13 protein-coding genes are annotated in these 15,217 nt (G+C 35.7%); 2 read left to right on the top strand and 11 right to left on the bottom strand.

Annotated features, from left to right (window positions below):
* Position 1 precedes the first annotated feature (1 nt).
* The gene (locus ACN5L8_RS00395; protein ID WP_419171970.1) at positions 2 to 1,795 is read right to left on the bottom strand and encodes an ABC transporter ATP-binding protein; all 1,794 of its coding nucleotides are present in this window, start codon (positions 1,793 to 1,795) and stop codon (positions 2 to 4) included.
* A complete protein-coding gene (locus ACN5L8_RS00390; RefSeq protein ID WP_419171969.1) occupies positions 1,788 to 3,485 on the bottom strand; it encodes an ABC transporter ATP-binding protein in 1,698 nt (565 codons plus the stop codon). Before ACN5L8_RS00390 ends, ACN5L8_RS00395 begins: the two co-directional genes overlap by 8 nt.
* A gap of 23 nt (positions 3,486 to 3,508) precedes the next feature.
* Between ACN5L8_RS00390 and ACN5L8_RS00385 the strand changes: the two genes are divergently transcribed.
* Entirely contained in the window at positions 3,509 to 3,943 is a 435-nt protein-coding gene (locus ACN5L8_RS00385) for a hypothetical protein (RefSeq protein WP_162929590.1), read from the top strand.
* On the opposite strand, the gene ACN5L8_RS00380 is transcribed toward ACN5L8_RS00385, so the two are convergent.
* The 6 genes from ACN5L8_RS00380 to ACN5L8_RS00355 are packed head-to-tail and all read right to left on the bottom strand — an operon-like array spanning position 3,936 to position 9,738.
* On the bottom strand, positions 3,936 to 5,123 hold the full coding sequence (locus tag ACN5L8_RS00380; RefSeq protein ID WP_419171968.1) for a hypothetical protein: 1,188 nt from the start codon (positions 5,121 to 5,123) through the stop codon (positions 3,936 to 3,938). The two genes, ACN5L8_RS00385 and ACN5L8_RS00380, sit on opposite strands and share 8 nt — an antisense overlap.
* A gap of 41 nt (positions 5,124 to 5,164) precedes the next feature.
* A complete protein-coding gene (locus ACN5L8_RS00375) occupies positions 5,165 to 5,947 on the bottom strand; it encodes an enoyl-ACP reductase FabI (protein WP_334678670.1) in 783 nt (260 codons plus the stop codon).
* Positions 5,948 to 6,364, bottom strand: a complete 417-nt coding sequence (gene fabZ, locus ACN5L8_RS00370; RefSeq protein ID WP_334678671.1) for a 3-hydroxyacyl-ACP dehydratase FabZ — start codon at positions 6,362 to 6,364, stop codon at positions 5,948 to 5,950. It abuts the gene before it with no gap.
* Positions 6,364 to 7,104, bottom strand: coding sequence for an SDR family oxidoreductase (locus ACN5L8_RS00365; RefSeq protein ID WP_419171967.1), 741 nt, complete (start codon positions 7,102 to 7,104; stop codon positions 6,364 to 6,366). The genes fabZ and ACN5L8_RS00365 overlap by 1 nt, the downstream gene beginning before the upstream one ends.
* Before the next feature lie 19 nt (positions 7,105 to 7,123).
* On the bottom strand, positions 7,124 to 8,560 hold the full coding sequence (locus ACN5L8_RS00360; RefSeq protein ID WP_419171966.1) for a phytoene desaturase family protein: 1,437 nt from the start codon (positions 8,558 to 8,560) through the stop codon (positions 7,124 to 7,126).
* A 23-nt stretch (positions 8,561 to 8,583) separates the two neighbouring features.
* On the bottom strand, positions 8,584 to 9,738 hold the full coding sequence (locus tag ACN5L8_RS00355) for a hypothetical protein (RefSeq protein WP_419171965.1): 1,155 nt from the start codon (positions 9,736 to 9,738) through the stop codon (positions 8,584 to 8,586).
* A gap of 141 nt (positions 9,739 to 9,879) precedes the next feature.
* Here ACN5L8_RS00355 and ACN5L8_RS00350 point away from each other — a divergent pair, with 141 nt between their 5' ends.
* On the top strand, positions 9,880 to 11,799 hold the full coding sequence (locus ACN5L8_RS00350; protein ID WP_419171964.1) for an ABC-F family ATP-binding cassette domain-containing protein: 1,920 nt from the start codon (positions 9,880 to 9,882) through the stop codon (positions 11,797 to 11,799).
* 38 nt (positions 11,800 to 11,837) lie between these two features.
* Here the strand turns inward: ACN5L8_RS00350 and ACN5L8_RS00345 are convergent, their stop codons facing one another.
* The 3 genes from ACN5L8_RS00345 to ACN5L8_RS00335 all read right to left on the bottom strand — a co-directional run bounded on the left by ACN5L8_RS00345 (position 11,838) and on the right by ACN5L8_RS00335 (position 15,129).
* On the bottom strand, positions 11,838 to 12,629 hold the full coding sequence (locus ACN5L8_RS00345) for a hypothetical protein (protein WP_419171963.1): 792 nt from the start codon (positions 12,627 to 12,629) through the stop codon (positions 11,838 to 11,840).
* A 249-nt stretch (positions 12,630 to 12,878) separates the two neighbouring features.
* Positions 12,879 to 13,706, bottom strand: coding sequence for a hypothetical protein (locus ACN5L8_RS00340; protein WP_419171962.1), 828 nt, complete (start codon positions 13,704 to 13,706; stop codon positions 12,879 to 12,881).
* A gap of 301 nt (positions 13,707 to 14,007) precedes the next feature.
* Complete coding sequence (locus ACN5L8_RS00335) at positions 14,008 to 15,129, bottom strand: aminotransferase class V-fold PLP-dependent enzyme (protein WP_419171961.1); 1,122 nt, start codon at positions 15,127 to 15,129, stop codon at positions 14,008 to 14,010.
* Positions 15,130 to 15,217 lie beyond the last annotated feature (88 nt).

Genomic DNA, 15,217 nt, shown 5'->3' with positions numbered 1-15,217 from the left:
ATCAATGCAGAGAAGCCTGAGAAAGATCATAGAAAATACCTCGGGCAGCGAATAAATTTTCTGGTGTATCAAATTCCACAAGTTTTCCATCTTTAAATACTAAGATTCGATCACATTCTTTAATTGTATCAAGCCTGTGAGCAATGAAAAAAGAAGTTTTCCCATCCATTACGTTATGAATACCATCATGAAGAATCTTTTCAAAGTATGGGTCCACGTGCGCTGTAGCTTCATCAAGGATAAGAATGCTAGGGTTTTGCAGGCAAACTCGAGTAAGTGAAATAACCTGTTTCTCACCTGCCGATAAGTTTGAGCCTCCATCTTTAATGACACTATCAAGAGTTAAATTTGAATAGCTCATAACCTTACTCATTCCAGTCTTATCGCATATTGATAAAATATCCTTATCTGTAAGGTCAGGATTAACTGAGAGGTTTTCACGAAGACTTCCATCAAAGATAATCACATCTTGAGAAACAATTCCGATTTGATCGCGATAATTATCGATATCAAGCTCTTTTAGGTTTTGCCCATCAATTAGAACATCACCTTTTTGATAGTCATACAGACGAGATAAGACTGCCACAGCAGTGGTTTTACCAGAACCTGTTGGACCGACAATTCCAATTTTTTCACCCTTTGTGATTTTAAATGATACATCATTTAGAGCATTGGAAATATCATTATATCCCATAGTGACGTGAGAGAATTCAATCTCTCCAATAACTTTATGTCGCCTCTCATCTCGTTGATCAAAGACTTCTTTTTCTGTTTGGACTTCAATAAAATTAGCGACACGATTTGTACTAGTGAATGCTGTAATAATATTGGCAACTTCCCTAAAAAGAGACAGAACAGGCCAAAAGAATCTTTCACAATAACGCAAGAAGGCCACAAATAATGCAAGTGTTAGTGTTCCATCAACGACTGCACTCCCTCCTAACCAAACTAAGATTAATAGTGGAAGCCCACAAAGAAACGAAAGCATTGGCATAGTAAAAGCATAGAAAGAATTGGCACCAAGTTGGACTGTTTGTTGATCATTAACTGCTGATTTAAAATTTGCATAAGACCAATCTTCAACACCAAAAGATCGAATAACGTGAATCCCATCAATATATTCAGAAAGTTTTGAATTGATATGTGATGAGTGCTTACTAATAGAGCGGTTTAGTGCTCCTGTTTTATTTCTTGTTAATAGGAGAAAGGCCATCGCTGGCAACATCCCTATAATTACATATACACCAAGCTTAAAGTCAGTTAAAAGCATCGCCGTAGCAGAAGAGACAATCATAAGAACAGAAGTGACGATACGCCCTAATGAGCTAGTAAAGAACTTTTCAATCCCCTCTACATCGTGAGTCATACGAGTTACGATTCGCCCTTGTGGCCAAGAATCAAAAAACTTAAGGGGTAAGTGAGATAACTTTTCAAATAATCTCTCTCTAATCTTTAAAATAACAAGACTAGTTTGAGTGATTAGATATCTTCTTCCACCAAATTGTAAAAGGATACTGATAAATTCTAAGGCCAGAATATATATGGCCCATTCTTTAGCTAATTCCCAATTTTCTTTTGCAAGCCCCTCACCGACAAGAACACCCATGGCATGACCTGAAACCATCGACAATACAGTAAATGAAGTCAAAAGAGTTATAGCAAATGCAATTTGTATACGATGACCTTTTGCATACTTAAAAAGAAATACAGAAGTCTTAAAGGCCGAATGACCTTGTTTCTTATAATTTGATTCTTCCTGATCATCTTGTGCAAGAAATTGTTTCGCCTTACTCATCACTCACCTCACGATCAAGATTAATCACCTTTTCACAATATTTTAAAGTCGACTCACGATGGGCAACCCAAACTAATGTGGAATTCGGAAGAAACTTATCAATATTTGATAAAATCTTCTCTTCAGTAACGGTATCAACGGCCGATAAACAATCGTCGAGAAGGAGAATTTCAGGCTTACGTACAAGACCTCTTGCAAGAGTTAGACGCTGTTTTTGTCCACCTGATAAATTGACTCCCCACTCTCCTAATTGAGTATCAAGCCCATCATCAAAGTTTTCAACGTCATTTTTAAGTCCTGCAACTTCGAGAACTTCCCAAAGAATCTCATCTGATAAGTCCTGATCCATCAAAATATTATTTCTAATAGAATCAGCAAAGAGAAATGATTTTTGGTGAACCATTGTTATATGAGACCTAAGAAACTTATGACTATATTCTTTAAAAGGTTTTCCAAAGAAATACACTTGTCCACTAAAGTCTCTTTCTAATCCACTTAGAATATTTAAGAGAGTTGTTTTACCAGTACCAATCTGGCCAATAATCCCAATACGCATCCCTTTTCTAACTTCGAGATTGATATCAGTAAGAATAGGTGTATTTTTCTCATAGCTAAAATTTAGATTCTTTATCGAAAAGACCTCTTCTCCAGAAATCTCCTCACCTTCTTTTTCAGCAAGTAGGTAATCTTCTTTTAAATGAGTATAAATTTCGGCAAGTCTTTTTAAAGAAGTGAATGACTTTCTCCAATCTGAAATAATATAACCAAGTTCAGCAAGTGGGTCTTGTAAGAGATAAACTAATCCTTGTATGGCAACAAACTCACCAACAGTAATCGTTCCATCCATTAATAGAGTTATACCGTAAGTGAAAAGAATTATATAAGTGGCCATTGAGGCTGAGCCAGATGACGGAATATAAAGCATTGATGTGTGATTAGCGAGTAGTCTCATTTTTCGATACTTTTGAGCACCAGCATATAATCTCTTAAACCAAAAAGATGCCGTATTTCCTAATTTCTGTAATCTTACAGTGGAGATTGCCTTAGAAGTTTCATCGTTAAAGTATGAAAGATAGTCTTGAGCAACATCATATCGCTTCATTTCCATTGAAGAAATATAGCGAACAAAAATTGGAACAATTAACAATGCTAAGAATGAGATAATTGTAATTTTCACATTAATGAGAAATAGTGAAATGATTGTAAATAGGCCTAGGAATAAAACATCTGCAATACCGACAATTGTGAAGCCAAAAACAAAGCGAGCTTGTCCAACATCGCTATTTGCAGCACTCATTAAAATTCCTTTCGGGTATTTATTTACAAGAGTATCCATTGAAAAGTATTGTGCATTTTGCCAAATATCATCTTTTAAAAAACCGCCAGCATGATGAGTTTGTCGACCTAAAAAGATGCGCCACCCTACACGGCCAAAATATAGCATGATGCGTGACAGTGCCACTGCGCTAAAGATGAAGAAGAATTTATGTTTAAGGTCGTTACCATAAATAAATGAATCAATCGTCCAAGCAGGCATAGTCTTATGTGTTAAGAAGTCTACAACGTCGCCCATGGCCCTCGAATAAAATACCTGACAAATATTGCAGACAATTATTGAGATAACACCTAGGAGATAGATTGATTTTTTTCGATTAAGGTAATTCAGCCAAATTTTATAATGCGTACTCATTGCAAAGATTATATGATTTTAATATGAGGTTTACTATTGTTTTATTTTTAATATTTTCTATCAACCAAATTGCTTTTGCTGAGCTTGAAGAATTTGACTCTGGGCCAGGAAATGCAAAGATTTTTCGCATTACTGCATTAGAGGAATATGTGAAGAAAATTCGCTCAGAAATCTCTGATCTTAAAACCGGCATGGATGATAAGATGAAAAAAGAGATTGAGTCACTGAAGAAAGAAATTGAGCAATTAAAGAAAAAAGAAACAAATTTAGATGGACTTGCCATTATAGAAGATCGACTAAATAAACTAGAACTAAAGCATAATGAAGATACAAAGAAAATGCAGGCAGACTTTAGAAATCTCCAACAAAATATCGATCAATCATTACTAGATTTATCAAATAAGATTCTCAACCGCATTCAAGTTTTTGAAAAGTATCTGCAAAAGCCGGCTAATTAGAACAATACTTAAAACCTGTATCTTTTCCTCCAAGAAGACCTAAGAAGCCAGATGTTTTCTTGGCGATAGTTGGTTGAGTTAAGTAAATTCCTGCTAAACGCTTTTCGTTTGAAATATATGATGAGCCCTTACTTAGTTCTTTTTCTAAACAAAGTTCACTTCTAAGGTTTTTTAAATCTATTCCACTTAAGGCAACAACCTCAGCACTAAACCAATCAGCAAAGATCTCATCTAATTGATCACGTTGTTTTCCTGGAAGTGGGTATAGTGAACGATTACAAGTTGGATTAGCTAAGAGATTCTGGGCAACTTCCTTCTTAATAATATTATTTTGCACAAGAAAGGCCAATTGCGAGTCATCACGTTTTTTAGCACCAACACTCGAAGTATTTCTTAGGCAACTTTGTATACTAGTGAATGGATTCTTATTCTTATAAAAACCTGAAAAGCGACAGCTATCAAATGAGTGCGCTATCTCATGGGCCATAAGACTAACAAGGCTTGCCTGATACTTAGGATATGCAAAATTTAGTCCATCTAAACCGACATTAATTTGATTTGAATTTGGATCATAAGCAAAACCCCACTCAAGAAAGTCACGAGGGGCCTGTTCAACCTTTGTACCGATAACTTTTTCAGGGGTAAATATGGTAATCTTCTCGATGCGCTCTTTGATTTCTTTAAAAGCTTCATCTTTACCTATGAGAAGTTTTAAAACATTTATGGCATCACGTTTTGCTATGTCAAATGACTTCTTAAGCAATGATTTCTTCTCTTTTGTGTATAGATTAGAAAAGACTTCACTCATTTCAGAATCGACAAGTTTTTGAATAACCTTTGGCCTTTCACTAAATGTCCCAGAAGATAGGACGATATTATCAACATAGTAAAGACGCCATTGTCTTGCGACATTAACAGGATCATTAACATCAAGCTTTCGGCGTTTAATCCAACTTGTCACAACTGGACTTTTTTTAGCAATAAGATTACTTAGCGCTTCATCTGCTACCGCGGCAACTTCTTTAGCATTTGCCATATCGGCCTTAAACTTTGCTATTTCATTGTAGATAGAGTCATCTTTAGAAAAAGAGACGCTCTTGCAATATGACTTCACAGCATCGTTAGCGTAGGTTGTAGGGATTATACAAAAAGTAAGAAGGGCGATAAAAAAGTTTTTCATAACTTAATTATAACCCCTATAGAATTAAATATATATTAGAACTATTTTCCTGAAACCACTTCTTGGTCAAAATGATTCGACTTCATCCCACAATCAACAAGAACACCAGTGGCATTGATACCGCTAGAAGCATTTGAAAGTAAGAAGGCAACTGTATTGGCAACTTCTTGAGTTTTTAAGGCCTGCTTTCTCATGGTAAGCTTTTCAGCAAAGATATAATTATCAATATAGCCAGGGATTCCCGCTGAAGCCGATGTTTTCAAAGGCCCTGAGCAAACACTATTAAAGCGAACTTGTGAAAACTCACTAAAGCTCTTTGCAAGATATGAGCACGTTGTCTCAAGCATCGACTTAATTGGCCCCATATAACCATATGAAGTGGCCTTCGTATCCGAGATTGAAATCGTTACAACAGAAGCTTCGTGTTCAAATAATGCAGCTAATTCATTTGATAATTGTACAAGTGAAAATGAAGAAATCTGTGTTGCCTGAGCAAAATCTTCCCAAGATGTTTCATGAAAAGGCTTAGGGTTTGCAAGATTTGCAAAGGCAATTGAATGAAGCATACCATCGAGTTTAACTTCATCATTTTTTAGATTAATTGCTAATTCTTTAATTTGCTCTTCTTTTGTCACATCAACAATATAGCTTTTAGACTCAGGAAAGAGCTTCTTTAGCTTTGCTTGATGCTCTTCACTTTGAACAGTAAAGACACAATTTCCACCATTTTCAATGATTGTCTTTGCACTAAAGTATGCAACAGACTTCTTATTAGCAACACCAGTTATTAGAAATAATTTATTTTCAAAATTTAAAAAACTCATTTAAACCTTTGCACATGTAAATTCAATAGCAAGAACGGTCTTACCATTTACTTTAGTTCTTCCTTTAAAGAAATAACCATTAGCAAGTTGATCTAGAAGCTCAACTTCCATAATAAGCTCATCTCCTGGACGAACCATATTCTTAAACTTAGCATTTGAGACTTTCGCAACAACTCCAAGACCACTTTCACTTCCTGATGCCATTAAGCATGCACCACTTTGAAAGATTGCTTCTTGAAGAAGAACACCAGGCATAACAGGATTTCCTGGGAAGTGACCTTTAAAGAAGTCCTCTTCACCAGTTACTTGATAGCTTGTAATTATCTTATCAACTTCACCTTCTTGGCGTTCAATGATCTTATCAACAAATAAGAATGGCTCCCTTTGTGGGATAAGTTCTTTTACATCAAAACTCATTATAGGCCACCTGTTACTTCAAGTGATGCACCTGTGATATAGGCGGCTTCTTTTGATGCTAGAAATTGCACAGCGTGAGCAACTTCTTCAACCTTACCAAATCTCTTTAAAGGAACTTGTTTCTTATATTCTTTCACTTGCTCAGCTGGAAGATCAGCAATTAATTCAGTTTCAATAAAACCTGGGCAAACGTTATTAATTGTAATTCCACGCTTTCCTACTTCTTTAGAAATCGACTTACTCATGGCAACTTGGCCCGCTTTTGAAGCAGCATAATTTGCTTGTCCAGGAAGACCTAGGCTTCCACCAACAGAGCTCATGTTAATAATTCTTCCATATCTTTTTGATAGGAAATGATTAACTGCTCTTTTAGTCATTAGGAAAGTTCCCGTTAGATTGATATCAAGAACTCTTGCCCAATCTTCATCTGGCATAATCGGTGAAAGATTATCGCGTCGAATACCAGAATTATTAACAAGAATATGGATTTGTTCGAATTGTTCATTCATGCGATTCCAAAACTCTTCAACTGCACTAGCATCTGAAACATCAAAGGCCTCCAGATAGAGGTTTTCACCTAACTCACCTAGTTCTGCCTTAAAAGCATTGGCAGCATCGTGGTTTCCAGCATAGGTAGCAACAACACGAGCACCGCTTTTTAAAAAAGACTCCGTAATCCCGCGTCCAATTCCGCGCGTTCCACCTGTAATAATTGCAACTTGATCTTTAAAATCAAACATATTTATTCCTTTTAAAATTTTATTCTTCTGTATTATCTAAGTAAGTATTTAAGTCATGTCCTACGATAACACCGTAGTTAGCAGCACCTAGCCAACCTGACATAATGATTCCAACAGAGCCTGCATGAAAGAGACCTTTCACCTGATTTGGAAGCTCTTTTGATACACCAAGCCCTTCAAACTTTGTTCCAAATGAAGAACCAAAGTGATGATGAGTGTATTTTTCAACTGTTTTTGGAGTTGATACATTCACATGCTCAACCTTATCCTTAAACCCAGGAACAAGAGTCTCCATCGTATCAAGAGCATTATTCTTTAAGTATTCCTTACGCTCTTTATACTCTTCTTCGCTCAGATTCATCCAGTCTTCATAACGAGCATTGATACTTGAAACGACAGCATATTTTTGTTTCATATGCTTTCTCATATCTGGATAATAGATTGAAAAAGTTTGAGAGTGCGCCTTCGGCGAAAGAAGTAAGTCAGTATCAAAATGATCAGAGCGTGAATAGAAAATTAGCTCACCAATATTTGGAATTGACTCACCTTCTTTAAGTCCCATAAAAACCTGACATGACGATGAATTTACTCTTACGGCCTTGGCCTCTTTTGCAAACTTTTCAGAGTACTTTGCATTTGGTGTCATCTTAAAGATTGTATTATAGAGTGCAGAGTTTGAAATTACAGACTTGGCAAGAACCTTTTCGTCTCCAACACGGATTCCCTTGGCCTGATTATCCTCAACAAGGATCTCATCTACTTTAGTATGAAGTTTGATATCAACGCCATTAGAAAGAAGCTCATCTTTCATCATACCAATAAGCTTATCCGTTCCACCTCTAAAAATATAGGCACCCTTATTCATGAAGTTAGAAAAAACGATTCCAAAAGTGATGGCCTCATCCTCAAGAGTTGATCCATTAGCGTAAGCAATTGGCTCTAGTAAGAAACGAACTACATCGTTTCTCCCTGGAAAATACTTCTCAAATAATTGCCCATTAGTCATGGCCTCGTCATCATAGAAGTTCATGGCACGTAATTCATCAAAGAAGCCCACAACATGCTCGCGAGAGAGATTAAACTTCTCAACTAAGATGTTGATATAGTCTTCTTTTGTAAAATCAGTATCGATTTCAAATTGCGGATTAATAAAGCGAATCTTATCAACTCGCTCAATACAATTTGCAATATCTTTTGACCAATAACGACGACAAGTTTTGATCATCCCCGCAGGAAAACCATGAAGAGAAATATCAAAGATATGTCTTTCACCTTCATTTGTTGGGCGTCTAAACCATGTAGCAAAGCCACCTAGTTTATTATGTGCCTCAAGAAGAAGAACACTTCTTCCATCTTTTGCTAATTTATTTGCTGCCGTCATCCCCGCTAGCCCTGAGCCTACGATAATAACGTCATAAAACTTAGTAATTGGATCTTTTTTCTTAAGTAATGCCATTTTTCTCTATACTTTCTTATTTGTTATAATTTTTTCTTTAAAACCATTGTTGTTAGTTTATTTGTCTTCTTATTCACAACATAAACAATAAATGCAACGACGCGATTATCATTAATTCTTGGAGCGTGGACAAATGGAGAAGTTGTTGCATCTGCGACTTCATAGCTAACACCATTCATCTCAATCACATCACCTTCACCAATAACTTTAGACCACTGGCCATCGACATAAGCAAAAATCGCAGCATTGTTCTTTTTGTCGTATCCACGAATTAAAATATCACCAAGATTATTCATTGATGGAGAGAAAGCATCATACTTTGTAATTTTATCACCAATAGTAAGAACTGATTTTAAGATACCTTTATTAGAAGCATACAATTGCGTTCCATTTTCAGTTTCTGTCCATACAGCAATATCACCATTGTGGTTTACTGTATAAGTATTCATGATCTTTGTAATTTTTGAAGAAGGTTGACCATCCTTATCTTGCATAACGATTTGCTTTGCACCCTTTTTCATATTGTATAGGTAGAGACGATCTGGTTGATTCTCAGCAATTCCTCTTCCCATTCTAATTTTAGTTAATACGTAATTCCCGCTTGTTTGAGGCGTAAATACGTATCCAATATCCTTAGAGAAACTTGAGAAGAGATCATTTTCTCCATCTAAGTTGCGCATAACAATTCTTGCTCTTTTACCACCAAATGATTGACGATAAACAAGTACATCCTCTTCATTCATGGCAACGCCAGAAAGACCTGTAAATTGTCCTTCGAAGTTCTCATGCTCAAGACGCTTGCCCGTTCTTAAATTAAATGTATAAATTCCAAGGTGCTCTGAACCGTTATTTGGAGCAAAAACAATATGCTTATCACCAGTATTTCCATCATCAAATAAGTAGAAATCACTTACTGCTTCATTTTGTGGAACGAGATAGCGCTTCATATTGTCACCATTATCGCCACAAAGAAAAGCGTAACCAGAAATTCCACCAGCTGCTCCTCCCATTGAGAAACATACTTCACCAGTATTCATCATACGAAGTGATGTACTGATCCAAAAAGTTTGCTGAGGTAGGTTATAATTATATTCACCAGAACTTGCTAAAAGTTCATAATTTGCTTGTGCACTCAGTAAAGTTAGAGATGCTATGGCCAATTTAAATAATTTTCTCATATCTTTCCCCTTCACGAACTGTTGTAGTCGTTGGATATGTGTGTTGTAAGAGGCGATATCATACCTAAACGGCCACATTTCGGCTAGGAATTGACGGGAATTTTTTGGGCCAAACAGTTAAAAATAGGATAGATTTATGAAATGTCGATACTATGTAACTTAAAAAATATAAATCTCGCCTTTGGGCAGAAAGTCATTTTCAATAACGCACAATTCCATATTGAGCATGGTGATAAAATCGGACTCATTGGCCTAAATGGAATGGGTAAGTCTTCTCTATTAAAAATTATAAATGAAGAGATCACGCCAGACACATCGACTCCCCCGTTTACCTTTGAGAAGGCCACGGCCTCACAAGGCCCAACGATGGAATTCAGTGTCTTTAAAGTCGACCAAAATTTCACTCTTCCAAATGAAGACATCACTATTGAAGACTATTTTTACTTTCAGTATCGCGACTTTGAAGTTCTAAATAATAAGCTTGCTTCACTGGATCTTTCGACAGAGAAAGGACTTGCTGAGCAGAACAAGATTATGGAAGAGCTTGAACACAAGAAGTATTGGGATCTCAAAAATAATTACGAAAGTTATATCAAGGCCTTTGGCCTTACTGATCTTTCCATGAAAGTTAAAGGTCTCTCAGGTGGAGAGCAAAAGAAAGTTCAACTTAGTCTGGGCCTAACTGCAAGAGAGAACCTCATTCTATGGGATGAGCCTACAAACCACTTAGACTTTGAAACAATTGAACAATTTGAAGATGAGATCATGAAGTCTAATAAAACTCACGTGATCATCTCCCACGACCGCTACCTGCTCTCAAAAGTTACTACAAAGATCTTTAATATCCACTCTGGAGTGGTTTCTCCTTTTAAAGGAACATATGCAGAGTATCTTGAATATACAAAGACTCAAGAAGAGCTACGTCTTAACTCTCTAACAAAGCTTAAGAACTCACTTAGACGAGAGACCGCTTGGATGAGACAAGGAGTAAAGGCCCGCCGAACTCGCTCAAAAAAACGTGTTGAAGACTTCAATGATCTTTCAAAGCAAGTTCAAAAACTAAAAGATCAGGCCCGCTCAAAGCTTGATCTAGCAATGAATGACAGTAATCGAAAAACAAAGCAGCTTGTACAATTCAAAGATGTGGATTTTGGTTACGATAATAAAGAAGTGCTATTTAAAGGGGTAAACCTTTCAATCTTTAAAGGCGACAAGGTCGGCGTCCTAGGTGAAAACGGGGTTGGAAAATCAACTCTCATGAAATTAGTTGCCGAAAAACTTAACCCGAGCGCAGGAAATATAAAAAGAGCAGATGATCTAAAAGTTTGTCTCTTTTCTCAGAAACGAGATGAATTTGATCTTTCAAAGTCACCTTATGATCTACTTGGTGAAGGTGAAGACTTTATTCACTTTAAAAGTGGACGCTCGATACACGTAGCGACCTACTTTCAAAACTTCCTCTTTGATCGCGGAGAGCTCCATAGGCCTCTTTCAAGTTTCTCAGGAGGAGAATTAAATCGTCTGCAACTTGCACTTAACCTTAAGAATGAAGCTGATATTTGGATTTTTGATGAACCGACAAATGACCTCGATATTGAGTCGATTGAGATTTTAGAGCAAAAACTCGCAGAATTCCAAGGAACAGTCATCATCATCTCTCACGACAGATCGTTCTTAGAAAATATCACCAATCGAGTTTGGCTCATTGAAGACAAGACCGTCACAAAGTTCTCAAGTGGATTCACATTTGTTCGCCCATATCTTGAAGCAAGACAAATGGAGCGCGACCTTGAAAAACAATCGCAAGAAACATCTTCAAATAAAGAAGAAATAGCTGCACCTTCTATCAAGGAGACACCAAAGCTTAATGACGTTCAAGTCGAAAAGATTGAAGAAGAAATTATGGAGCTTGAAGGCCAGATTGAAAAGATTGACGAACTACTTTCAAAGTTTGACTATTCCAATATGGATGAAGAAAAAAATCAATTAATTGCAGGATTAAACCAGAAGAAGTCCGACCTAAATGCGAAGATTGAAGCTTGCTTTGAAAAGCTTTCGTAATAAGAGGGTACGTCGATTTGTAACTATGAATACAGACGCTATAAGATCTCTTGTAAACTCCATATACTTTTACACATTTGAATCTTATCTTCACAATATTTCTTAATTTCTTTCTTACTGTTCAATTCAACGACTTTCTTAACAAGATACTGCCCTTCAACTTTTTGAGAAACAAAATGTTTAAGTTCATAATGTCCTACACTTTCGTCTACATATGAAAACATATAATTTTCACTATCAAAGTAATGATATAAAGATATAATTTTCGGATAAAGCTTAACTTCTGAGGAGTTACATACAGGGAGATAAGAATTAACCTTTAGTTTGGGTGGGGACTTACAATATTGAAGGTTTTGTTTATAAAAATTTAAAGCGTTAATATCAAACATACTTTCTTTTAAATGAGAAACTCCTAATTTCCCACAAAGAATCTTTTTATTCTTGATACAGTACCTTCTAGCATCTAAAACTTTCTTAGTACTATAGATAGTATCTAGGCTTCTTTTTTTTATTTTAAAATGAGTAAAGTCTATATCATCAGAAGCATAAGGAGCATATTCAAAATACAAAACATTGTTATCTCTAAAAGATATCCTACCGCCACACACTCTATTTAAATACACAAGTTTTGATTTATCGCATCTGCTGTAAAAGCCTTCTTTCTTTTTATTATAAGATGGAAGCTTCCCACATTTCTTAAGCTCATTTAATACCTCCTGAACGCGTTGTTCTTTAGTAGCAAACTGGCGCATCATACAAGGAAGCCTAGCAAATGAGGTAAAAGAAATCATAAATAAAATAAACAAATTAAAACAATTCTTCAAAACCAAACTTCTCCAAGAACGACATAAGAAGTAAGGTATGGAAGTACAAAACTTGCAATTAATGCCTTTATTGTGAACTTCGCTACCTTCTTCTTTCTACTTTCATTCACTCATCATTTCTTGATTCTTAATAAAGTTTCTGACACCGTTTTTTCATTAACCTTGCATAAAGAAAAGGCTCCTGGAACGAAATCTAGTGAAAACCCACCTAAAGTAATCAAAAGACTAGGATTAGCAACAAAGCACGGATATGTTTTAATTTGTTGAATGCACAGAACAATCAAACTCACCTTTCCAATTTAATAACTCTTTGATTAAAATCTTATCAGGGACACCTTCTCCAGCGTCTTCATGATCCATACGAAGAGAATCATCTGTAAGATCATATACACCACAACAATCTACACATCGATATTTTGAGTTCTGACACGATAAACATTTATTTCCAATAGTGTACTTCTTTTTCAACTCTTCTCTTGTAAGTTTAAATACATCATCTTTAAATTTAAACACTTCTTTCATTTCATCAACATTTATCCACATATCTCGATTCGATAAAAGTTTCACGCGTCCATTTTCAATTTTTTCAACAACTCTAAACGTAAATACAAAATCAGAGTAATAGTCATTTTTTAGTTTTACATATCTCTTAACTTGAACCCCATCTCTTGCACTAGGTTCTTTCTCAAACTTAATTCCTAATTTCCCGATAGGATCTTTTCCTCTAGCGCTCTTAAATATATTCGCGATATAGATATTCTCAACTCCTAGATCTATTTTAGAAGTGATGTAACCAGGACTCCCTCCAAACTTTTTCTTGAATAGATAACGCTGCTTCCTTTCACAGTTTGTATATTCTTCTTGGTTTTGATTTTTTTTAAGGTTGCTCACACAGCCAGCTATGTACTTTTCATATTCCTTTTCTATCTTATCGGCTTTTGTCTTAAATTCAGATATATTTTTATCAATCTTCTCTTTAAGATCACCAGAAAAGCGTTGCTCAAAAGTTCCATATAAAAGATCACGTCCGTATATGCTAGAACATAAACAAGTAACTATGCTGATGATAATAATTTTATTCACTGAAATACCTCAACTTCTATATTCATTAACCTTGCATAAAAACAAAGTATCCTTTTGTGATTGATATATTGAATCATGGTTATTAATCGACAAAACATGATTAAAAGTTGAACAGATTAATCAACTTGAGAAAATATGATAATAACAGTGAAAGCCTCTTGATTTTACACTGTTTATCTTAAAAGACTTGTTTGAAAACTTTCGTAATTGAAGAGAAAAAATCTTTTGACGATGGCCTGGAGACGAAGCGGTGTGCATAAATGCACACCTTTCGACATTATTTTCTAGCTAAAGAATAGAATTATGCGGATGCTTCATTAATAGCATTTGAAATAATTTTTGTAAGCTTTAATAGATCCTCAAGTTTCACATTATGGAATAGAGAAATTCTAAATTGGTTCTTACCAAGCTTACGATAAGAGTTGATTCCATTTGCAATGTTTTGATCTTCTAGAACTTTTACAAGTGCATTGGCATCGTACTTCTCATCAAGGTTGATCGTTGCAACAGATGTTGAGCGATACTTCTCATCTTGAACAAATGCTTCAAGGAAGCTTTCCTCTTTTGCCCATCCGTAAATTAACTCAGCTTTTTTATTTGCATGCTCAACGGCATACTTTTGTCCACCTTGTGAGTTCATAAGCTTTACTTGCTCATTAAGGAAGAAAAGAGTTGAAATACTTGGTGTATTATAAGTTTGATTCTTTACTGAATTATCAATCGCTGTCTTCCAATTCATAATTCCTGGAATATAGCGATCACTTGAATTAATTTCTTCAGCACGCTTTAGTGCCTTTGGCGACATGATGGCCACAAATAATCCACCTTCTGAAGCGAAAACTTTTTGAGGTGAAAAGAAGTAGCAGTCAATCTTTGATAAATCTAAAGGAATTTGACCTGCTCCACTAGTTGCATCAACGGCCACAAGAGTATCTTCACTAACTGTTGGTATTGTTGTTGTTTGCACACCAGTTGAAGTTTCATTAAGTGTGAAGCAAACCATGTCGGCGTCAGCGTGATCCTTAGGCTCACAACCTTGTCCATATTCACTTGCAATCTCTTCGGCCTCAATCCAAGGAATTAAGTTATGTGACTTATACCACTTATTTGAAAACTCTCCACATGTGTAGTGAACACTTTTCTTTCTAACTAGACCAAGTCCAATCATATCAAAGAGAAAAGTTGCTCCACCATTACCCATAACGATTTCATAACCTTCCGGTAGATTATAAAAACTTCTAAGTCCATCTTGAATTTCTTTAACAAGATTTTTCACAGCTGGTTTTCTATGTGATGTTCCAAGAAGTTCAGCTTTTGTATCAGCAAGCTTTTGGATAAATTCTGTTGGAATAAGAGATGGCCCGACACCAAAGCGTGGGTCACTTGGTACTAGTTCTGATGGTACTTTATAATTTTCGAACATATTAAATTCCTTTTCTAATAGTCATTACGGCAATTTTAATTAAATTCACACCAATTGCAAACAATAACATATTGCCAAATAATAAATT

It is taken from the genome of Halobacteriovorax sp. (assembly GCF_048381875.1).
Classification (GTDB): Bacteria; Bdellovibrionota; Bacteriovoracia; order Bacteriovoracales; family Bacteriovoracaceae; genus Halobacteriovorax_A; species Halobacteriovorax_A vibrionivorans.
Note: the sequence above shows the minus strand (reverse complement) of the source record. Positions and strands in the feature narration are given on the sequence as shown.